This is a genomic window from Microbacterium sp. CFBP9023 (assembly GCF_034045055.1).
In the GTDB taxonomy this organism is placed as follows: Bacteria; Actinomycetota; Actinomycetes; order Actinomycetales; family Microbacteriaceae; genus Microbacterium.
On the sequence record NZ_JAXCWI010000001.1, the window covers coordinates 437,834 to 458,986 of the forward strand.

Annotated in this window: 21 protein-coding genes and 1 pseudogene; 17 read left to right on the top strand and 5 right to left on the bottom strand. The window is 66.0% G+C overall.

The annotated features are described in order from the left end of the window. Positions 1-67 precede the first annotated feature (67 nt). From lepB to SOM10_RS02130, 6 genes are all read left to right on the top strand, one after another. On the top strand, positions 68-802 hold the full coding sequence (gene lepB / locus SOM10_RS02105) for a signal peptidase I (RefSeq protein WP_053095952.1): 735 nt from the start codon (positions 68-70) through the stop codon (positions 800-802). Further along, positions 799-1,458 (top strand): ribonuclease HII, encoded by a 660-nt coding sequence (locus SOM10_RS02110; protein ID WP_320488181.1) that lies wholly within the window; start codon positions 799-801, stop codon positions 1,456-1,458. Before lepB ends, SOM10_RS02110 begins: the two co-directional genes overlap by 4 nt. A 47-nt stretch (positions 1,459-1,505) precedes the next feature. Next, entirely contained in the window at positions 1,506-1,832 is a 327-nt protein-coding gene (locus SOM10_RS02115; protein ID WP_042541663.1) for a DUF2469 family protein, read from the top strand. Between the two features lie 101 nt (positions 1,833-1,933). Continuing rightward, the gene (locus SOM10_RS02120; protein WP_053095956.1) at positions 1,934-2,296 is read left to right on the top strand and encodes a YraN family protein; all 363 of its coding nucleotides are present in this window, start codon (positions 1,934-1,936) and stop codon (positions 2,294-2,296) included. After that, positions 2,293-3,228 carry a YifB family Mg chelatase-like AAA ATPase gene (locus SOM10_RS02125; RefSeq protein WP_320488186.1) on the top strand — a complete coding sequence of 312 codons (936 nt, stop codon included), beginning with the start codon at positions 2,293-2,295 and terminating at the stop codon, positions 3,226-3,228. Before SOM10_RS02120 ends, SOM10_RS02125 begins: the two co-directional genes overlap by 4 nt. A 92-nt stretch (positions 3,229-3,320) precedes the next feature. Then, entirely contained in the window at positions 3,321-3,962 is a 642-nt protein-coding gene (locus SOM10_RS02130; RefSeq protein WP_320488188.1) for a hypothetical protein, read from the top strand. A 54-nt stretch (positions 3,963-4,016) separates the two neighbouring features. Here the strand turns inward: SOM10_RS02130 and SOM10_RS02135 are convergent, their stop codons facing one another. Next, a complete protein-coding gene (locus SOM10_RS02135; RefSeq protein ID WP_320488189.1) occupies positions 4,017-6,065 on the bottom strand; it encodes a KAP family P-loop NTPase fold protein in 2,049 nt (682 codons plus the stop codon). Positions 6,066-6,744: 679 nt separating this feature from the next. On the opposite strand from SOM10_RS02135, the gene SOM10_RS02140 reads away from it, so the two are divergent. After that, entirely contained in the window at positions 6,745-7,353 is a 609-nt protein-coding gene (locus tag SOM10_RS02140) for a hypothetical protein (protein ID WP_320488191.1), read from the top strand. Between the two features lie 105 nt (positions 7,354-7,458). Beyond that, on the top strand, positions 7,459-8,073 hold the full coding sequence (locus SOM10_RS02145) for a hypothetical protein (protein WP_320488193.1): 615 nt from the start codon (positions 7,459-7,461) through the stop codon (positions 8,071-8,073). Between the two features lie 310 nt (positions 8,074-8,383). On the opposite strand, the gene SOM10_RS02150 is transcribed toward SOM10_RS02145, so the two are convergent. The 3 genes from SOM10_RS02150 to SOM10_RS02160 form a co-directional block, all read right to left on the bottom strand. Further along, positions 8,384-8,875 carry a hypothetical protein gene (locus SOM10_RS02150; protein ID WP_320488194.1) on the bottom strand — a complete coding sequence of 164 codons (492 nt, stop codon included), beginning with the start codon at positions 8,873-8,875 and terminating at the stop codon, positions 8,384-8,386. Positions 8,876-8,966: 91 nt separating this feature from the next. After that, complete coding sequence (locus SOM10_RS02155) at positions 8,967-9,905, bottom strand: P22 phage major capsid protein family protein (protein ID WP_320488195.1); 939 nt, start codon at positions 9,903-9,905, stop codon at positions 8,967-8,969. A gap of 915 nt (positions 9,906-10,820) precedes the next feature. Beyond that, positions 10,821-12,518 (bottom strand): recombinase family protein, encoded by a 1,698-nt coding sequence (locus SOM10_RS02160; protein WP_320488196.1) that lies wholly within the window; start codon positions 12,516-12,518, stop codon positions 10,821-10,823. A 51-nt stretch (positions 12,519-12,569) separates the two neighbouring features. Here SOM10_RS02160 and SOM10_RS17930 point away from each other — a divergent pair. The 3 genes and pseudogenes from SOM10_RS17930 to SOM10_RS02180 all read left to right on the top strand — a co-directional run. Further along, positions 12,570-13,178: pseudogene (locus tag SOM10_RS17930) on the top strand (ATP-binding protein); the annotation flags it as partial. Beyond that, positions 13,175-14,356 carry a DNA-processing protein DprA gene (gene dprA, locus SOM10_RS02175; RefSeq protein WP_414683561.1) on the top strand — a complete coding sequence of 394 codons (1,182 nt, stop codon included), beginning with the start codon at positions 13,175-13,177 and terminating at the stop codon, positions 14,354-14,356. The pseudogene SOM10_RS17930 and the gene dprA, both read left to right, overlap by 4 nt. Positions 14,357-14,391: 35 nt before the next feature. After that, positions 14,392-15,294, top strand: coding sequence for a tyrosine-type recombinase/integrase (locus tag SOM10_RS02180; protein ID WP_053095992.1), 903 nt, complete (start codon positions 14,392-14,394; stop codon positions 15,292-15,294). Positions 15,295-15,310: 16 nt separating this feature from the next. Here SOM10_RS02180 and SOM10_RS02185 read toward each other — a convergent pair whose 3' ends face one another. Further along, positions 15,311-15,838: a M23 family metallopeptidase gene (locus SOM10_RS02185; protein ID WP_320488198.1), complete on the bottom strand. Its 528-nt coding sequence runs from the start codon at positions 15,836-15,838 to the stop codon at positions 15,311-15,313. Positions 15,839-16,143: 305 nt separating this feature from the next. On the opposite strand from SOM10_RS02185, the gene rpsB reads away from it, so the two are divergent. The 6 genes from rpsB (at position 16,144) to SOM10_RS02215 (ending at position 21,117) form a co-directional block, all read left to right on the top strand. Beyond that, entirely contained in the window at positions 16,144-17,088 is a 945-nt protein-coding gene (rpsB, locus tag SOM10_RS02190; protein WP_053095994.1) for a 30S ribosomal protein S2, read from the top strand. A 44-nt stretch (positions 17,089-17,132) separates the two neighbouring features. Further along, positions 17,133-17,960 (top strand): translation elongation factor Ts, encoded by an 828-nt coding sequence (gene tsf / locus SOM10_RS02195; RefSeq protein WP_053095995.1) that lies wholly within the window; start codon positions 17,133-17,135, stop codon positions 17,958-17,960. Positions 17,961-18,050: 90 nt separating this feature from the next. Further along, on the top strand, positions 18,051-18,767 hold the full coding sequence (gene pyrH / locus SOM10_RS02200) for a UMP kinase (RefSeq protein WP_056278675.1): 717 nt from the start codon (positions 18,051-18,053) through the stop codon (positions 18,765-18,767). A gap of 66 nt (positions 18,768-18,833) precedes the next feature. Beyond that, positions 18,834-19,388: a ribosome recycling factor gene (frr, locus tag SOM10_RS02205; protein WP_053095997.1), complete on the top strand. Its 555-nt coding sequence runs from the start codon at positions 18,834-18,836 to the stop codon at positions 19,386-19,388. 5 nt (positions 19,389-19,393) lie between these two features. Beyond that, a complete protein-coding gene (locus SOM10_RS02210; RefSeq protein WP_320488199.1) occupies positions 19,394-20,533 on the top strand; it encodes a phosphatidate cytidylyltransferase in 1,140 nt (379 codons plus the stop codon). Continuing rightward, positions 20,533-21,117: a DivIVA domain-containing protein gene (locus tag SOM10_RS02215; RefSeq protein ID WP_072591233.1), complete on the top strand. Its 585-nt coding sequence runs from the start codon at positions 20,533-20,535 to the stop codon at positions 21,115-21,117. Before SOM10_RS02210 ends, SOM10_RS02215 begins: the two co-directional genes overlap by 1 nt. Positions 21,118-21,153: the final 36 nt, after the last annotated feature.

Below are 21,153 nucleotides of genomic sequence, written 5' to 3' on the forward strand. Positions count from 1 at the left end.
TCTCCCCGGGGTGTGCGACCCTTGATACTGCCGTCTCCGTGCGGTGCGAGACTGTGAAGGAATCCCCATGACGACTGACTCCGCCGCCGCGTCCGCTCGACCGACGAAGCGGCGTCGTGGGTTCCTCGTGTTCCTGCGCGACGTCCTCGTGATCGTCGTCATCGCGGCGCTCGTCTCCTTCGTCGTCAAGACCTTCATCGTCCGCTCCTTCTACATCCCGTCCGCGTCGATGGAACGAACTCTCCTGGTCAACGATCGGATCCTCGTGGACGAGCTGACGCCGCGGTGGACCGCCTACGAACGCGGCGACGTCGTGGTCTTCAAGGACCCGGGCGGGTGGCTCGACGGCCAGCCGCAGACTCCTGCGCAGCCGCCTCTCGTCGAGGCTTTCGACTGGATGCTCAACGTCGTCGGGATCTCGGCCACGGATTCGCAGGATCACCTCGTCAAGCGTGTGATCGGTCTCCCAGGTGACCACGTCGTCTGCTGCAACGCGCTCGGACAGATCACGGTCAACGGAGCGCCCATCGACGAGCTCAGCTACCTCAACCTGCCAGACGGCGACACTGCAGCGTCGAACGATCCGTTCGACGTGGTCGTGCCGGATGGGTCGCTGTGGCTCCTCGGAGACAACCGCGATCGCTCGCGCGACTCGCGGGCGCATCAGGATCTTCCGAGCGGCGGCTTCGTCCCGATCGAGAACGTCGTGGGCAAGGCGTTCTTCACCACGTGGCCCTTCGACCGTCTGGGCACGATCGACGGCCACCATGACAGCTTCAACGGCGTCCCGGATCCGGAATGACCGTCGTCGCTCCGAAGCTCACTCTGGAGCGCAGGCTGCTGAGCGAGTGCGATCTGATCATCTCCCTCGATGAGGTCGGACGCGGTGCGCTTGCCGGGCCGGTGGCGGTCGGAGCTGCCGTGATGGATGCGGCAGGGGCGCGCCGCCGCGTTCCCGAAGGGCTTCGGGATTCGAAGCTGGTCACCGAGCGGCGTCGGCCCGATGTCGCTGCGCGAGCCGCGGCATGGGTGCAGGCTTCTGGAGTCGGTTGGGCCAGCGCGGCCGAGGTCGACGAGGTGGGCATCATGCGAGCGCTCGGTCTTGCGGCGTCCCGCGCCGTGCAGAGCGTCGTCGATTCGGGAGTTCGCCTCGAGGGGGCTCTGGTGCTCCTCGACGGCAACCACGACTATGTCTCGCGGGTGCATCCGGTGCCTCTACGGGTGCGACCGGTCGTCAAGGGCGACCGCGACTGCGCATCGGTCTCGGCGGCATCGGTGATCGCGAAAGTGGCGAGGGACACCTACATGGCGGAGCTCCACGAGGGTCACCCCGCGTACCAGTGGGACCGGAACAAGGGATACGCGAGCCTCGAGCATCGCGATGCGATCCGCAGCCTCGGGCTTTCTCCACACCACCGATCATCCTGGGCGATCGCGGATGTCCCGACTCTGTTCTGAGCCTGCGTGCGGCATCGACGCGTCGCCGACTCTAGGATGGAGTGATCATGGATGAGGAAGCCTTCGACGACTACGACCGCGAGCTCGAGCTGGCGCTGTTCCGCGAATACCGCGATGTCGTCGCGCAGTTCCAGTACGTTGTCGAGACGGAACGCCGGTTCTACCTCGCCAACGAGGTGAACGTCGTGCGTCGTGACACCGAGCACGACTTCTACTTCGAGATCTCGATGAGTGACGTCTGGGTGTGGGACATCTATCGTGCCGACCGCTTCGTGAAGGCTGTGCGCGTGCTGACGTTCAAGGACGTCAACGTCGAAGAGCTTCAGCGCCGCGAGTTCGAGCTGCCCCAGGAGCTGTCGCTCGACGGGGAGTGACCACTTCTGCACAGTCCGGCTTTCTGATGGGCTGTCCCCGCACTCCGCAACGTCCCCACTCCTGAAGCGCGGTCGTCGATCCCGATCGACAGGCTGTCTTCATGGCAGCGAAAGACGAGCTCGGTAGATCCGGCGAAGAACATGCGGTTCGGTATCTGACCGGCATCGGATATGTGGTCCTCGACCGCAACTGGCGATGTGCGCAGGGCGAGATCGACATCGTCGCCTGTCGCGGTCACCACCTCGCCATCGTCGAGGTCAAGACACGACGGACGATCTCCCACGGACACCCGTTCGAGGCCGTGGATTCCCGCAAGATCCGACGACTGTGGCAATTGGCTCATGCGTGGGCGGCCGACCATCCCGAAAAGGCGGTCGGCCTCGTGATCCGGATCGAGGCGATCGGGATCATCGGAGCCGACCCGCAGCACAGCACCCTCGAACATCTCGTGGACGTGTCGTGAAGACGGCCCGCACGTGGGCGGTCGCGCTCACCGGGGTCGACGGGCACATGGTCGAGGTCGAAGCCGACATCTCGAACCAGACCCCCGACTTCAAGATCATCGGCCTGCCGGACAAAGCGCTCGGCGAGGCGGTTCAGCGGGTTCACAACGCCTGCAAGAACACGCAACTCGATCTTCCGCGCCGCCGGCTCACGGTCAACCTCTCGCCCGCCAGCCTCCCCAAGCAGGGAGCCGGTTTCGACCTGAGCATCGCCGTCGCCGCTCTCGCGGCAGGGGGAGCGCTGTCGACGCGGTCCATCGCGGGAACGGTGCATCTCGGCGAACTCGGACTCGACGGCCGGCTCCGTCCCGTGCCCGGGGTGCTCCCGTCCGTCTTCGCCGCTGCGCGTGCGGGGTTCGACACCGTGATCGTGCCGTGGGGCAACGAGGCGGAGGCGAGGCTGGTGCCCGGAATCGAGGTTCGCGCAGCAGCGAGCCTCTCGCAGGTCGCCGTCTGGCACGGCGCAGAGATCGACGTGCTCGATGCCGATCCGGTCGCCTCGGCGACACTCGCGCCGGAGCATCGCGAGAGGCTGGACCTCGCGGACGTCGTCGGCCAGGACGAGGCGGTCGAGGCTCTGATCGTCGCGGCAGCAGGAGGCCATCACATGCTGCTCAGCGGCCCGCCAGGCGCAGGCAAGACTATGCTCGCGCGGCGACTCCCCGGCATACTTCCGAGTCTCTCCGACGACGAGGCTCTCGAAGTGGCCTCGATCCGCTCACTCACCGGCGACGCTGTGCGAGCTCTCGACGCCACGCCGCCGATGGAGTCGCCTCACCACAGCGCCTCGGTTGCGGCGCTCGTCGGAGGCGGCACGAGGTCTGTTCGTCCTGGCGCCATCTCTCGCGCGCACCGAGGTGTGCTCTTCCTCGACGAAGCTAGTAACGCCTAATCTCAGCCGTGTTCGCGTTCAGACAGCGATGTATCGTTGGGCTCCGATGTCGATGGTCTAGCTTCAGATACGTACCGAACGCCGGAGGGGACATGCCATCACGAGCCATCAAGACATTCGCGGAACTGGATCTGGACGTCGCGAACCTGTTGGGACAACACTCATCGACAGGCACCGTCGGGCGGCCAAAAGGTGACAACGGCCCGATACTAAGGTCCGCAGTTGTGCTGATGGCCACCGCTTGGGAGAACTACGTCGAACTCGCAATCATGCAGGCTTTTGAGCATGTGCTCGGCGTCATCGCTCATGATCACTCGTTGCTCGTAGGCGGCGTGAGGACTGCGGTTGAAGCCAAAGGCAAGAGGGACCCGTGGACGCTTGCTGGCCCGGGATGGGTCAACACGGCGAGATCACTTGTTGAGCAGCAGGTCCGTGAACTCAACAACGCGGGTCCAGGGCAGGTCGACGGACTCATACACTTCGCGTTCGGCCTCGAGGACTTTGTCGAGGGCCTCGGGTGGAAGGGGCAGAAGCGGGGAAGTATCGTTCCCGAGCTAGCGAAGCTGATCAACGACGTCCGCGGGGACATAGTTCACAAGGGGAAGACGACCGAGCCCCTGAGAAAGCCGACTGTTGAGCGCTGGAGGAAGTTCTTGGGGAAGCTTGTCGAGGCGATGGATAGAGAGCTCGCGGCGCAAGTCGACGCCCGATGTGGTTCAACTCCGTGGCCATAACTCCGCGTGCGGCAACCGCCACTCGTTCCCACTTCCTGAATCGCGCGTTCTTCCTCAGAAGTCGACGCCGTCGTCGTCACCGTCACGGTGCCTATCGAACAGGTCAAGCAGGTCTGGATCCTGGATTGCAAGCGTGTCCCGAACCGAATCAACACGCTCTGCAAGCGACTCGTCTGTGCCGAAGAGGCGGCGGAGATCGTCTCCTCGGAGGCGGCGGATCTTCTTCGTTGCGCGACTTCCATCGGTTTCTTCCGTGCCTTCAACGACGCCGCCCTTGAGGAGCGCCAACGTAAGGTCTGGGTGCCACGGTATCTCCCACTCGACTTTGCCCTCGACGTCGTATCGCGCGGCTCCAATAGTCCGAAGTAGGCGCGGCTCCGTGGCCAGAACAGCCGGATCGTCGGTGCGGATCTGTTGGAGCCAGCCGTGCTGAATGGGCGCTGCGGCCTTCGCCGAGAGCATGCTTTCGGAATCACGGGGAGTTCGGCTAACAATGACCAGCAGGAGGTAACGACCGCCGTGCCAGTCGACCTTCGGCAGTAGGTCGACGACTGCTTGCTCAAGATCCGCCGGGTCCTCGATGGTCTCGAGCAATCTGGTGACGAGCAAGTCCACAAAGAACTCAGACGATGTCGGGAAGACCCCGGGTCTAGAGGTCGGAAGCGTACGAAGAGTGTTCAGGAGGTAGGGCACGGAGGCCTCCACATGCTGCGCCGAGAACGACTCCGACTGGTCAAGGAGGCCCGCTAGAACCTCAAGACGGATCTGCGGCGTGAGAGCATCCATGTAGCGCGAAAACTCTTGCTCGTTGGTCATCAGATTTGCGGCGGTCTCGGCGTGATTGAAAGCGAGAAGAGCGTCACCCTCGAGGTGTTCGAGATAGAAGCTCAGATGATCCTTATGCGCTACGCGCTTGTGCTTCCTCCAGACCTGCGACGATGCGGAGTCGTAGTGCATGTTCGAGATATGGCGCATCCCAGCCGGAAAGAGTCGGCGAATCATGTTCTCCGCGATGTCACGACGGTCGCCCGCCGCGGCGAGAAGTGTGTCTATCTGGGCTTTCCCTTCGTCGCTCTGCAGGCCGAGTACCGAGCCGCTCACTGAGGTGAGCGCTGACGCTGCGGCGGGTAGACATGCAAAAACGTCTGGCATGAACGTTCGCACGGCTTCAAGGGCGAGCAGATCTGAGACTGCGATCCGCCCCCGGAAAGGTCGGAGGGAGCCACTCACCGCCAGGGTGTACCGGCGCACATCGCGCATATGCCTAATCAGCGGGGCGACAAGGTCAGCGAAGGCATCAAGCCACGCGGCCTGGTCTTCTTCATCAACCCAGTCGACTCCGCTTGTGGCTTCTTCCAGAAGAGTCAGAGTCTCGATTCGAAGCGTCTGTTGCTGAATCACCGGCAGGTCCACTGCCACTTGCAGGATCTTCTCGAGGTAATCACGCCCATGGACGGGACCCTCAGACAGTGCGAGCTCGACCCGTTGTCGGTCGAATGACACGAGATAAGTGATCTTGGGGAAACTGGCTGTGAGCCGCACGAGCTTGAACAAGTCGCGGATTTCCTGTGTGCTGAGGCGATCGATGTCATCGAGGATCACGATGATCGGGCTCGGTGCCGACTTCAGTTTCGCAATGATCTTGTTTCTTCGGGCGTCTACGCTTCCGGCGTTCTTCTTAGATGCAGCGCTGATCAGCTTGCTCAACCCTCGTCCGCGTTCGATCCACGGTCCCAGAATCGGCAGCCATCCCAAACCCTCCAGGGCGCCGCCGTACTCGCCGATAGCTTCGCCGATGTCTGCAAGACCTGAGCGTACTTTGAGCTGCTCAGAAAGCTCCGCGAAGAACGACGTCACGAGTTGGTCTGCGCCGCTGAACATCCACGGATTGAAGTCAATGACGACGGCGTCTGCTGCTTTAAAGTGTGGACGCGTGAGGTTGAGGAATGAAGACTTCCCAGTCCCCCAGGGGCCGAGGACGCCCACAACCAGGCCCTCTGAATCATCGAGAGACAGGACATGATCGACGAACCGTGAAGCCGGATCTTCGCGGTTCAGTCTGTCCTCGGATGCTTCCTGAATCGGGTTGTCGCTCTTGATCATGATCGCCCCCTCTAGCGTCTTACCAATCTAGAGTGCGGCGTCGCGGCTCGGTGCGTCTCGGAGACTTGGAGCCCAGTTCGCGATAGTGGAGCGGACTCCGTGCCCGGGAGACGCGGCTCTCGTCGGAGTACGTCCTCATGGCGCGAGTCAATCATCGAAGCACTGACGGCTATGGGAGGCGAAGGTGCCGATGAGGAGATCTACGCTGAGGTCGCGAGCCGCCAGACTGCGGGATTCTCGTCGTGATCGGGCGCCCACGGCACAAGCATTCAGGAGGTCCGATAGGGATCGGGCGCTGAAACGTCGCCGCCCCGAGCGCTGACGATGGCCTCGGTGAGTTTCGCGGCTCGGTCGGCGTAGTCCTGGTCTGACTCGCCGGCGACGAGAGTCAGGAGGTCGATGGTGAGGAGATGTGGCGTAGAGGGCCGTTAGCTTGGCCTTTTCGAGGGCTGGATACGCGCTGACGACGTCCGGGAAAGCCCGTTTGGCGGGTACGCTTCGGGCGCTTCCGGCGCGGGTTTGCGCGGATTTTGCCATGGCGGCCGCCTTTCGGGCGGCGCGACGAGCGGGCAAAACGGAGAGCTATGCGCAAAAACAGGGCGAGGCTATGCCTCTCCGGGGAGACGTGGACGGGGGTAGGGGAGAGGGCCCCCAGGGGCGTTGACAGTAGAGTCCTGACATGGTGACTATTCGCGTCAAGTTCGTCTCTTGGTCCAGTGCAGTCGGGGAGAATCGCGCTCAGGACGTAGAGCTCGTCGGTGAGGCTGACGATTTGTTCGCGGACGTGATTCTGGCGCGTATTCCGTCGGAGGAGTCGCATGCCGGGCACGTCGACGTGAGAGTCCCCGGCACCGAAGCGTGGACCTTCGCCCCTATCGACCGCGGAGTCACGATGCGTCAGGTTCACACGTTCGCCGGAGGCGAGGAGATCACCGTAAGCCGCGTTGGACGTGGCGGCGGCGGCCTGATGGACACGTTGTCCGAGTGGGTCGGCGCAGGGCTCACTGTGGTCGGCATCTGGGACCTCTTGCGTCAGGGACATGGCGCCTTGGGGGCCGCGCTTTACCGGAGTCAGCGGGCAGAAGCGAGACGATGGCTGATCGTTGGGACGCACACTCAGCCGCACCTTGAGTTGACGCAGTGGGTCAAGGCGCACCCTAGCTGGGCGATGACTGATGTGACACGGGTATTCACGTTGAACGTGGCAGAGGCCGCAACGCTCCTACGCGCATCTGGATACACGCCCCACGACGCCTCTGGCCAGTACTGGCATGAGATCACTGACTGAGTGCTCCGTGTGATCGTGCCGGAGGACCCGAGTTCGGCGGGTCATCCAGCCCTAGGGGAACTCTGCTTTGCACGTAGAAATAGCCGCGCGCGTTAGCATCGGCGCATGAGTTTCACTCTGGCCGCCGCCGCGCAAGATGCGGTCGTATTTGACCTGACGCCGTGGGTTAGCGCCGTGAGCGCCCTCCTCGGGGCTCTGATCGGAGCGCTCGCGGGCGTGGTCGGCCCGCTGATCGTTGACGCCAAGCGCCGGAAGGCCGACGCCGGGGCTGTCGCGAAGACGGCGCGGGGAGAGGCCATCGTCGAGTGGACCGCCGCAACGGTCGAGCTTGCGAATGTGCACGCCGACGAGTCGCACACTTCCCGCGACTACAGAGAGCCCGCCGCGCGGTCGAACGCCGCGATGGCCAAGTTACGAATGTGCCTCACGTCCTCGGGCGATGCTGACGCTCGTGAGTTCGCCCGTCGGGTGCACGCGATGACTTCAGAGCACGGGGACGACGGAGACCTGGAACGGCGATTCGTGGGGCGCGCGTCTGATCAGTTGATCGACTGGCATGAGACGGGCACGGCGGACTTCCGCCCATTCGCGTACTTGCCCGATTTGGTCATCGGGGAGTCCTGGGAGGACGTACGCGCGGCGGCGCAGACGTGGTTCGCCGTGTATCGCGAGGTGTCGGCTGGGCATGACGCCGCTGAAGCGGACGCCCGAGGGGTCTAAACGCGCGCGAGGAGAGCGGTTGAGGCCCGCCGCTCGCTCAAGGAGACGGAAGCGAGCGGCGGTCGGGAATGACGACGATGTCCCCGTCGCGCTCCACGCGGGGCGATAAGGCCCGCTGAGCGCTCATCCCGCGTGACCGTACCAAGGGTGTACGGATGCTCACCCCACGCGGTTCTTACTCGCGGGGTGCACTCGGGGCGGTGGAAAGGAGAACGCCGACGCGAGTTCATCGGCGCGCCGGTCATAATGCGAGCGATGAGGAGGGGCTGGCGGTCGCTCTGTGAGCGCCGCCAGGAGTCAGAGGCTGGGGTTAGTCGCGGCGGGATAGCCGGAGGCCATGCTCGGCGAGGACTCGGGAGAGCTCGCGGACGGTGGCGTCCGACGGGCGGGCGAGAACGATTTGGCCAGCGTGCGGGTAGAAAGCTGTGAGAGCGGCGGAGGTGACGAGCTCGATGGCGTCGTCGGGGATGCGCCAGATGTTGCGGGCGAGGCCGCTGGCGGCGGTGTACTCGCCTCGGATGGCCTCGTAGGCCATGCCCTGCCCGAAGTCGACAAGGGCGTCGTCGGTGACGGCGTCGAAGACGTGGAGGATGTCGTGGTCGTGGTCGCGGACGAGGGCGAGGAATCGGGCGCGGGGCGACTTGTGGCTCGCGCGGTTGCCTGGGATTCGGAGGCCGCGCGGTGCGCGTTCAGAGGGGGCGGGAGCGGATGGGATCGGTGATTCGTCCCGGCGCTGGCGGAGGTCGTGCTGGATCGCGGCTTGTGTAAATGCCGCCTCGTTCCTGTTGGTCCTGCGAGGCATGGGGTTCCGATCTGAGAAGAGTTGGGAGGGGGAGCGAGGCCCCGGCGTCGTGTAAACGCTGGGGCCTCGCGGTGACGCCGTAGCGTCGGGGTTACGCCGAGGTCGACACCTTGACGACCGCGCCGCCGTCGACGGGGGTAACCGTCGCGGCGTGGGTGTCGTAGTCGCGCTCGACGTCGTAGAGCGGGCTGATGCCCGTTCCGACGAAGACCGAGGCGACGGAGCGCTCGGTCAGGTGTGTCGCGTCGTAGTCGCGGAGGTATCGGACCGAGAGCCCGTCCTTGGCTGTGACGGTGCCGAACGCGACGCCGTTGGGCACCTCAGGGGCGACCGTGGCGACGTAGAGACCCGTGCGGGTCGTAAAGACGATCTCGTCGTCCTCGATGCCGCGTGACGTTTCGGCGACCTCGAAGCCCGCGATGCGACCGGCAGAGCCGGAGCGGAGAGCGTTGGCGTCGCCGGTCTTGGCGAAGTCCAGCGCGCCGGAGAGGAGGAGGTCGTCGATGACCGCGCCGCCGACGAAGGCGACGAGGTCGGAGTTGGCGACGTCGACGCCCTTGGCGCGGAGCGCTCGGCGGCCCTTCACGAAGAGGTCGGTGGGCTTCGCGGCGTCGTAGCCGGTCGGGTCGGTGCTGGCCGTGATGCCCGAGAGCAGAGCGGCGAGCGCGTTGTCGATACCGTCGGCGATGCTCTCGCCCTGAGGGCGGAGGACCTGCTTGGTGAAGTCGGTGATGTCGAGACGAAGCTCGGCGTCGCCGATCTTGACCGCGCTCACGAGGTTGGTCGAGAGGTCGACCGAAGTGCGGCGCTCGATGAGCTCGTCGAAGACGACGGCGGTGGACGTGTCGCGGAGGCTCCGCGCGCGGGCGGTGAGCGCCGACGGGATGCGGAGGTACGCCTTGCCGCCCGTGCCCGGGGCGAAGTCCGCCTCGGTGTAGCGGCGGACGTGGCGGGCGAGGTCCAGGCTCGTACTGATCGCCGCGAGGGCGACCTCTCCGGCCTGTTCCGGGGTGTAGGTGTTGTAAGCCATGAGGCTCTCCTGTGGAGTGATGCGCCGGGATGGCGCGGTGAGTGGGGAGCCCGCCTTGCGGGTGTGACGCACGTCGACCTTGCGGCGCACGTCGGGGGTGCTCGGTGCCGTCCAGACGCGCTAGAAGTGCGCCCGTGGGCGTCGGGCGGTGGCGGGCCGAGATGGGCCCGGAGAGCGTCGCCTAGCCGCGTTGACCTTGCGCGGCGGCGCGACGAGCTCGGGGTGCGTCGTGCCTCGTGGGGAGCGACCCCGGGGAGGCGATGCGGACTGCGCGCTGAGCGCGTCTTGACGACTAGGAGACCGCTTGGAGCGGCGGTGATGTTTGCCGTTGGACGGCGAGGAGGCGAGCGGTGTGGGCGACTGTCCTCAGCGCCGAGAGGTCGCCGGAGAGGATGGCGTCGTTGACGGCGGTAGCCAGACGTTCGCGCTGCGAGATGGCCGTCTCGCGGTGATAGCGGGTGCGGCACGCGGTGGAGCAGAAGCGGCCTTCCCGAGCGAGCTCGGTGGCCTTAGCGCACTGGGCGCACTTGACGAGGTGTGGCATAGGGCGTCCCTTTCGGCGGCGCGGGTCAGCCGTTCGAACGGCTAGAGGGCAAGCAAAAGGCCCCGTCGGCCAAGACCGGCGAGGGCATAGAACACCATGGGGGTTCACTTGAGAAGACCGCCTGTGCGCTCACGCCGAGGCTCGGAATCACGCGGGATCGATGGCGCTGGGCTCTTGAGCTCACAGGGAGTTGTCAGGCGAGGAGGGCGCGGCGACGCTCGGGGATGACGGAGTGACGGAAAAGTTCGTCACTCCTTATTACTTGTAGAAGAGAGAGAGCTCTCGAGGGGGGAATAGGGAGTGACGAAGTGAATCGTCACTCCGTCACTTCGGGCGGCATTTCTTGCCCCATCGGGCTCAGCCCGGCGCACCTAGAGCTTGATCCTCAGACGACTCGGTGCCTCCGGCGTCGCCAGCGACGACTCGTCGAGGAGATCCAGATCGTGCGTCGGCACTCGCTCGGGGTCCCACTGGATGAAGATGTGATCCCGGTCCAGCGGCGTCGGCGTACCTGGGGTGTCGGCGCGTGCGACGGCGACCCACCTGACGACGTCAGAGAGCACGTCGCGGCGCGCGCGGAGGTCGTTGGCGGTGTCGTCCCAGATATCGCGGAGGGTGCGCCCCGTCGGCACCATTGCGACCCTCAGACGTGAGGGGAGCGCGGTCAGCGTGGAGCGCTCCCTCTTGAGCTCGCGTAGCTGGGGGAGGAGGAGTGCCTCATCGGCGTCGTCACGGCCCAGTGCAGCAGTGATGTCGTCGATGGCGCGCTTGATGTCCTCGACGCGTTGGGTGACGTCTGCGGACTCCAGGAACTCCCGCCGCTCGAGCTCCGGCCAGCCCCCGGCGACGCCGAGGAAGTGTGACTCCACGTACTCCTCGACGCGGGCGAAGGAGATGCGCGCCGGAGCCGGGCAGGGGGTCAGGACGTCGGATACCCCGGCGCATCGGAAGTAGCTGGCGTCCCTATCGTCCCGGTCCCGGCGGTGGGCGTAGAGGCGGCGTCCGCATTCTTGGCAGTGGAGCACGCCGGTCAGCCAGGAGACCATACGGCGCGGCTGTTCGCGCCCCGGAGCCTTGAATCGTGCCTGGAGCCGTGTAAACGTGTCGGCGTCGAGGATCGGCTCCCAGCGGGTAATAGGCAGACCTGACGCATCGCGGACGACGCCGTCGGTCATCTTGGGCTTGCCGTTCTCGTCGAGCACGGGGTCGCCTTCAGGCCCGAGGATCGGCTCAGCCCGCGTCGTGCGTCCGATGAGCGTCTCCGAGCGCCAGAGGTTGCGAACGGTCGTGGCCCGCCATGCGCCTCGGAAGGCTTGCTCGCGGCCTTTCCCCGTCTTCACCGTCTCCGGTTCGTCAAAGTTGGGGGCATCGATGTCGACGCCGTTTTGTCGCCGTCGTCGCGCTTCGCTTTGAGGGGTCGGGACGCTGTTCTCTGCGAGCCACTTGGTCGCATCGCCGAGAGTCGTCCCTGCGATGAGCTTGTCGGCGACCTGGCGGGCGATTTCAGCCTCGTAGTGGTCGGGGACGAGCACCTTTCCTGGTCCGTGTGGCGACTTGATGGGGCGATAGCCGAACGGAGCGCGGGCTCCTAAGAACCGTTGATTTTCGGGCTCGGTCTGTCGGAGGTGGAAGGCGCGGGCCGCACGGATTCGATCTCGTGTGTTCTCTGCCTCCATGGCGGCGACCTCGGCGAGGACTCCGGCGACCATGCGCCAGGTGCTCTGGTCAGAGCGGAGACCGCTGTTGTGCGCGATGAAGAGGAGGCCAGGACGAGCGTTGAGGGTCTCGATGAGCGCCGCGACGGCGGGGAGTCCGGACCGTGCCCATCGGTCGAAGGCCCAGACGAGGAGGGTGTCCGCCTCGCCGGAGCGGAGAAGGGAGAGGGCGCGCTCAGCGTTTGGGCGCTTGACGGTGCCGGAGACCCCGTCGTCCTCGATTACAGTGACGACCTCCCAGCCCTCGCGGTCCGCGAGCTCCCTCAAAGCGGCCTCTTGTCGCTTGAGTGCGACACTCGTGTCCTTGGTGCGGCTGATGCGCTGGTAGATGACGGCGCGGCGCATGCGAGGCATGTTCTCTCCGGAGCGATTTAGAAGCGGGAATATTAGACGTTACTTGACGAAGCAGCGGAATTCTCGAGAGTGGCGCTCGACGCACTGCGGCAGCCGCTCGAGTCCGGCGTCATCGAGGTGAGTCGATCGGGCGTCACCGCACAGTTCCCCGCACGCTTCCAACTGGTCATGGCGCTCAATCCGTGCCCGTGCGGCAATTACGGGGTGCGCGGTGCGGAATGCACATGTCCGTCGTTGGCGATCCGGAGATACTCGACCAGACTCTCCGGTCCGCTTCGCGACCGGGTCGATATCGAGCTGCATGTCTCGCGCGTGTCTGCTGCTCGGGCCATGATCGGCGACCGTACGGAGGTGACGAGCGAGCGAGCTCGAGCGAGAGTCATGCAGGCGCGTGAGCGGGCGGTCTCGCGGTGGCGGGGGACACCGTGGGTCCGCAACAGCGACGTTCCGGGCGCCCGATTGAGGCAACTCGATCTGCGGATCGCCGCAGAGGCAAGGGCGCCACTGGATAGGGCTCTCGAGCGGGGAGCTCTCACTCTTCGCGGCTATGACAGGGTTCTGCGGCTGGCTTGGACCATGGCGGACCTCGCAGAGGTCGACAGTCCAGGCCGGGAAGAAATAGGACGGGCACTGTTCTTGAAGAGGGGATACCTATCGTGATCGAGTCTTTCAGAGGCGATGCGGCGGTGCGACGATCGCTGCGACAGGTGCGACCGGTCGATGACCTGGACGAGGCGCTGGCGCGAGTGTCGTGGTCAGTCCTCACCGAGCCGGGGGACGGAGTCGCCGGAGCGCTCATCGCGGAGCGGGGCGCAGTGGCATCACTGGGGCTGGCGATCGGCGGAGGGGCCGTGGCGAGTTCGGAGGTCAGTGAACGGGCTCTCGCCGAGGGACGAGCCAGGTGGATGGTCCGCGCGGATGCGCGCAGCGTTCTCGATGCGATCCGTGCAGCAGCCGAGGTCGGCGCTCGGCTGCTTCTGCCGGGGGACGACCTCTGGCCGAGATCTCTCGACGACCTTGGGGTGCATGCGCCGACAGTGCTCTGGGTTCGCGGAGACCCGGCGCTGCTCACGGCTCCGAGCCGAGTCGCGATCGTCGGCGCGAGGGCGGCCAGCGGTTATGGAGAGATGCTCGCCGGTGACTTCGCCGGCGAGCTCGCAGCCAGCGGAACGGTCGTCGTATCCGGCGGAGCGTACGGCATCGACGGGGCAGCCCATCGGGCCGCCCTCGGCGTGAGCGGCAAGACCGTGGCCTTCCTCGCCGGGGGAGTCGATCGCGCGTATCCCCAAGGCCATCAGCAGCTGCTGCGGAGAATCGTGGAGACCGGAGCCGTGGTGAGCGAAGTGCCCTGCGGCACCGCGCCGACGAAGTGGCGATTCCTCTCGCGCAACAGACTCATCGCCGCTCTCGGCGACGCGACGGTCGTGGTGGAGGCAGGGTGGCGGAGCGGTTCACTGAACACCGCAGGACACGCGGCTGCGCTCGGACGGCCGCTCGGTGCGGTGCCTGGGCCTGTGACCTCCGCATCGTCGGCCGGCTGTCATCGGCTTCTTCGTGAATACGACGCGAGATGCGTCACGACCACCGCCGAGATACGCGAGTTGTGGGGTGACGCCGCACCCGGGACGACCGTTGGCGGAGCCACGGACCCGGATCGGTCTCGGGTGCTCGACGCCCTGAGCAGTCGCTCCGCACGACCCGTTCTCGAGCTGTCCCGAAGATCGGGGCTCGCTCCCGAGAGGATCGGTGCCCTCCTCGGGCTCCTGGAGCTGGATGGGATTGTCACGCGCGTCGAGAGCGGATGGCGGAAACGGCCGGACGGAGAGCGGCGCGGCTGACACCGCGCGGATTCGCGCTCCTGCACACTTGATCCATGCAGTTCCAGGCAGCAGCACACGCCTTCACCGAGCATCTCTCCCGAGTGCGTCGGCTGTCTTCAGCGACTGTGCGGGCCTACCGATCTGATCTCCGTGATCTCGCGGAGACCGTCGGCGATCGCGAGCTCGAAGACGTCACACTCGAGACACTGCGCGACTGGCTGTGGCGCGCGACTCAACGGGGGGACGCGCGGTCAACACTCGCGCGGCGCGCCGCGGCGGCGCGGTCGTTCTTCAGCTGGGCGCAGGAGCAGCAGCTCGTCGCACACGATCCGAGTCTCCGGCTGGTAGCCCCGAAGCGGGGGCGGACGCTGCCCGTCATCGCCTCTCAGGACGCGATGACGACTCTTCTCGAGGCGCAACGGCACGCCGCCGCCGCCGGTGATCCGATCGCGCTCCGCGACCATGCGATTCTCGAGCTGCTGTACGGGGCAGGGATCCGAGTCTCCGAGCTGTGCGGACTCGATGTCGACGATCTGGACCTCGACCGGGGCACGGCGCGCGTGTTGGGAAAAGGCGCGAAAGAGAGGGTGGTGCCCTACGGTGCTCCTGCACGTGATGCCACCGGTGCCTACCTGTCTCGAGGGCGCCCCTCACTCGCCGCACGAGCTGCCCGACCGTCGCCGGCTCTGCTACTCGGCAGTCGAGGCGCGCGGATCGGACCGCGCGCGGTCTATTCGCTCGTCGCCGACGTGCTCGCACCGTTCATCGGGGCGGACACGGTCGGCCCGCATGCGCTGAGACACACTGCCGCGACCCACCTCCTGGACGGCGGCGCGGACTTGCGAGCGGTGCAGGAGATCCTCGGCCATGCCAGTCTCGGTACGACCCAGATCTACACCCACGTGTCCGCCGAACGGCTGACCGCGACGTATCGCCTCGCACACCCGCGCGCCTGAACACCCGGTCGCCGATTCACGGGGTCGCGCAGCAGGGGAGCAGTACCGCCCTGGGTACGGTGCCGAAGAGGAGCAACGGGTTGATGTACGCGCCATCCATTCGCACACCGAGGTGCAGAGTGCCGGGCGCCGCGTGGCCACCGGCAGCCACGGTGCCGATCACCTGCCCCGATGAGATCGCGTCTCCCGGCGAGAGCTCGGAGGACAACGGCTCGAACGTCGACACGTAGCCACCGGGGTGCTCGATCGTGATCAGAGGCCTGTCGACGACGGTTCCGCGGAATGCGATCGTCCCGTCGGCGGGAGCGCGGATCACAGCCCCCGGCGTCGTCGCGAGGTCCATCCCTCGATGGCCGGCACCGTACTCGTGCGCGGGAGCGCGATACGGCGACGCGATCGCGCGGCGCTCATCGGTCGGCCAGAGCCAGACGGGATACCTCTCACCTTGCGCGGATGACGCGTGCGCACGCGTCGGGATCGGAGCGACAAGAATCAGGGCGACCAGCAGAAGAAAGGCGATGGTCGCGCGTGCGCGGGAGTTCATGAGGCAATGGTCCGTCGCTCCCGCCGGCGGAGGGACGCGTCATCGCAACCCCCGCGATCCATGTGGGGAAAACATGGCTTCGGTGCATCGTGCAGGAGGAGTGAGGCCGCCGCATCCTGTATGCTGTTGGAGCACCTCGATCTCGGGGTGACTACGCGTGCCCAGAGCGACTTCGGTCGTGGCATCCACTCCCACTGGTCCTGATTCCACTCAGGCGGGTGTGCGCCGGGCACCAGGGAGTTCGGTCGTCCGATCGACTCGACAACCTCAAGGGCGCAGAATCGCGCCGGAACAAGGAGACGACCATGGCTGTGGTCACCATCCGCCAGCTGCTCGACAGCGGCGTGCACTTCGGACACCAGACCCGTCGGTGGAACCCGAAGGTCAAGCGCTTCATCCTCACGGAGCGCAGCGGCATCCACATCATCGACCTCCAGCAGTCGCTCGGCTACATCGACAAGGCCTACGACTTCGTCAAGGAGACCGTCGCGCACGGCGGCACGATCCTCTTCGTCGGCACGAAGAAGCAGGCGCAGGAGATCCTCGCGGAGCAGGCCACGCGCGTCGGCCAGCCCTACGTCAACCAGCGCTGGCTCGGTGGACTCCTCACCAACTTCCAGACCATCGCGAAGCGTCTCGCTCGCATGAAGGAGCTCGAGGAGCTCGACTACGAGAACCCGGCTGCCTCGGGCTTCACCAAGAAGGAACTCCTTCTCAAGAAGCGCGAGCTCGACAAGCTGCACAAGTCGCTCGGTGGTATCCGCAACCTCACCAAGACGCCGTCCGCTCTCTGGGTCGTCGACGCCAAGCGCGAGCACCTCGCCATCGACGAGGCCAAGAAGCTCGGCATCCCGGTGATCGGCATTCTCGACACCAACGCCGACCCGGACGACTTCCAGTACCCGATCCCCGGCAACGACGACGCCATCCGCTCCGTCTCGCTGCTCACCCGCATCATCGCGGATGCAGCGGCAGAGGGCCTGCAGCAGAAGCACAACCCCGAGACGGGTGACGCTGAGCCGCTCGCCGACTGGGAGAAGGAGCTCCTCGAGGCTCCCGTCCAGGAGTCGGCTGACGCCGCAGAGGTCGATGACGCCGCAGCTGACGAAGCTGCCACCGTCGAGACCCCCGCTGCCGACGAGACCGCTGCTGACGAGGCCGGCGCCGAGGCGCACGACGAGGCCATCGCTGCCGCTTCCGGCGAGGAGACCGCTGAGGTCGCCGCCGCCGAGGCAGCAGACGCCAAGTAATTCCGCGACCACCACACACATCACGAAGCAAGGAGCCACCACACATGGCCAACTTCACCATCGCCGACCTCAAGGCGCTGCGTGAGCAGCTCGGAACGGGAATGGTCGACACCAAGAAGGCGCTCGAGGAGGCCGACGGAGACGTCGAGAAGGCCACCGAGATCCTGCGTCTCAAGGGTGCCAAGGGCAACGCGAAGCGTGCCGACCGTTCGACCAGCGAGGGCCTCATCGTCGCTCGCGAGCAGGACGGCGCAGTGACGCTGATCGAGCTCGCCTGCGAGACGGACTTCGTCGCGAAGAACGAGCGCTTCATCGCACTGGCCGACAAGGTCGCCGACGCTGTCGCGGCCGTCAAGGCCGACTCGGTCGAGGCCGGACTCGCCGCCCAGGCAGGCGACAAGAGCGTCGAGCAGGTCATCTCGGAAGAGGCTGCGATCATCGGCGAGAAGGTCGAACTTCGTCGCGTTCGCACGATCACCGGCGACAACGTCGAGGTCTACCTGCACCGCACGAGCAAGGACCTCCCGCCGCAGATCGGCGTCGTCGTCGCCTACACGGGTGACAACGCCGAGACCGCTCGCAGCATCGCGCAGCACATCTCGTTCGCGAACCCGTCGTACCTGTCCCGCGAGGACGTCCCGGCTGACGCCGTGGAGAAGGAGCGCGAGATCGTCACCGAGATCTCCCGCAACGAGGGCAAGCCGGAAGCGGCTCTGCCCAAGATCGTCGAGGGCCGTGTCTCCGCGTTCATCAAGCAGGTCGCACTGCTCGAGCAGGACTACGCGAAGGACAACAAGCTCTCCGTCGCCCAGGTGGCGAAGGACGCCGGTATCACCGTGACGGACTTCGCGCGCTTCAAGGTCGGCGCGTAACACCGTCGAAGGGGTTCGGATCACATGATCCGAACCCCTTCTTCATGCCCAGAAGGCACTATCTTGAATCGGGACGAGAGGAACACCCCCATGACCGAAGGCAACGGACGCCGTCGCGTTCTCCTGAAGCTCTCCGGTGAGGCGTTCGGCGCCGGACAGCTCGGCGTCAACCCCGACGTCGTCAGCCAGATCGCCCGTGACATCGCCGCGGCCGTCGACCGCGTAGAGATCGCGATCGTCGTCGGCGGCGGCAACTTCTTCCGCGGAGCGGAACTCAGCCAGCGCGGAATGGACCGGGGGCGAGCCGACTACATGGGCATGCTCGGCACGGTGATGAACGCCCTCGCGCTGCAGGACTTCCTCGAGCAGGCCGGAGCGCCGACCCGCGTGCAGTCCGCGATCTCGATGACGCAGGTCGCCGAGCCGTACATCCCGTTGCGGGCCGAGCGGCACATGGAGAAGGGCCGCGTCGTCATCTTCGGCGCCGGAGCGGGCCTCCCGTACTTCTCCACCGACACGGTCGCCGCGCAGCGCGCGCTGGAGATCGGGGCGCAGGAGGTGCTCGTGGCCAAGAACGGCGTCGACGCCATCTACACCGCGGACCCCAACAAGCACGCCGACGCCGAGCGCATCGAGCGCGTGACCTACCGCGATGCCCTTCAGCGCGGCCTCAAGGTGGTCGACTCGACCGCGTTCAGCCTCTGCATGGACAACAACATGGACATGAGGGTGTTCGGCATGGAGCCGGCGGGCAATGTCACGCGTGCGCTCCTCGGAGAGCCGATCGGCACTCTCGTCACCGCCTGAGTCCCTGACGGTGCTCACGCGCCGCGCCAGATAGAATTTCAGAACACCCCGACGATAGGAGTCACCGTGATCGCGGATGTCCTCGCTGAAACCACCTCCCGTATGGCACGAGCGGTCGAGGCCGCCAAGGAGGACTTCTCCACGGTGCGCACGGGTCGCGCCAACCCGCAGCTCTTCCAGAAGGTGCTCGTCGACTACTACGGAACGCCGACGCCGCTCGCCCAGCTCGCCTCTCTGGCGAACCAGGAGGCGCGCACCCTCATCATCACTCCCTACGACAAGAGTGCTCTGAAGGGGATCGAGCAGGCGATCCGGGACATGCCGAACCTCGGCGCGAACCCCACGAACGACGGCAACCTCGTCCGCGTGACGATGCCCGAGCTCACGGCTGAGCGCCGCAAGGAGTACGTCAAGCTCGTCAAGACCAAGGCCGAGGACGCCAAGGTGCACGTGCGCGGCATCCGTCGCAAGGCCAAGGACGAACTCGACGGTCTCAAGAGCGAGCTCGGAGAAGACGAGATCTCTCGCGGAGAGAAGGAACTCGACGCCCTCACGCGCCAGCACGTCGACCTCATCGACGACGCACTCAAGCGCAAAGAGGCTGAGCTCCTCGAGGTGTAGGCGGCATGTCCGACGAACGCACCGATGACGGCACCGACAAGCCGCAGACGCGCCGGGAGGCGCGCGACTCGTCGACCTCGACCGGCGCCATCCCGCTGGTCGACGGCGCCTTCCCGGCGTTCGACGCGACGAGCATCCCGCCACGTCCACCTCTCCCCGCCGAGGAGCGCGCGATGACGGAGCCCCCGTTGGACACAGCTGATCACAACGCGATCAGAGAGCAGTGGCGTGCCGCACGCGACGAGTTCGGGACCCACGTCACGAATGCTCGCGGGCAGCTCGACCAGGCGAACGAGCGCATCAAAGAGCGCACAGGGCGTGACCTCATCCTCGCGACGCTGATCGGGCTGGCGTTCGGCGCCGCCCTGCTCGCCTCGCTGCTGTTCATCAAGGTCCTCTTCGTGCCGTTCGCGTTGGCAGCGGCGCTGCTCGGGGTGTACGAGCTCTCGCTGGCACTGCGCGCGTCCGGGCGGCGGATCGACGTGATCGCTCAGTTCGTAGCGGCGACGCTGCTCGTGCTGTCCGCGTTCTTCCTCGACCTGTGGTTCGTCTGGGTGATGCTGTTCTTCGCCGTCGCATTCGTGATCGTGTGGCGGTTGGTCGCCCAGATGGTCGCCAAGGACGGGAGAACCTACGGCGACGTGCTGACGGATGCCGTCATCGGAGGCTTCGTTCAGATCTACGTGCCGTTCCTCGCGGCGGTCGCCCTGATCCTGCTCAAGCAGGAGGGTGGCCAGTGGTGGGTGCTGAGCTTCATCGCCATCGCCGTCGTGGCGGACACCGGCGCGTATGCCGCCGGGCTGGCCTTCGGCCGGCATCCGATGGCCCCGCGAATCAGTCCCAAGAAGACGTGGGAAGGGTTCGGTGGAGCCGTGGTGGGTTCCATCACGGCGGGTGTCCTCCTCGCGATCTTCCTGTTGCACCTGCCGTGGTGGATCGGCGTGATCTTCGGCGTCGCCATCCTGCTGTCCGCGACCCTCGGCGACCTCGGCGAGTCCATGCTCAAGCGTGATCTCGGAATCAAGGACATGAGCTCCTGGCTGCCCGGTCACGGCGGGCTCCTCGATCGACTCGACAGCATCCTTCCGTCGACGGTGCCCGCGCTGTGCCTGTATTTCCTCTTCTCCTCCTGGGTGGTGCTGTGATGGTCTCCGACGACGTGCGAACATCGGACGGTTCGGTTCAGCCTCCGGCCGCGTTCTCTGTGACGACCGGTCGCGTGCGCGGCTATCACCGCGCAGCGGTCGACACGTTCCTGGCAGCCGCTCGGGCTGCATTCGAAGGCGACGCGGACGATCTCGGCGCAGCTGACGTACGCGTGGCGTCCTTCCCGCTCGTGAAGAACGGCTATGTCGTGGCAGAGGTCGATGCGGCGCTCGGGAGAGTCGAGGACGCGCTGGCGGCTCGCGCGCGTGACCGGGCCGTCCGGTCGCAGGGCGCGGGGGCATGGGTCGAGCAGGCACGAGACGATGCCCAGATCATCCTCGACCACCTCGCGCGTCCGAAGCGTCAGCGTTTCGCGCGCACGGGCGTCCTCACCTTCGGGTATCGCATCGACGAGGTCGACCATGTGGGCACCCGCATCGCCCGCTATCTGCGAGACGGCGAACCGCTGACGGCCGAGCAGCTGCGTTCGGCGGCGTTCCGCATGCAGCGCGGCGGGTACCGGGAAGAGCAGGTGGATGCCCTTCTCGACGCTACCGTCGATGTGATCCTGGCGGTTCGCTGAGCGTTCTGATGGCCGACTCACGCCTCACCGGGTAGA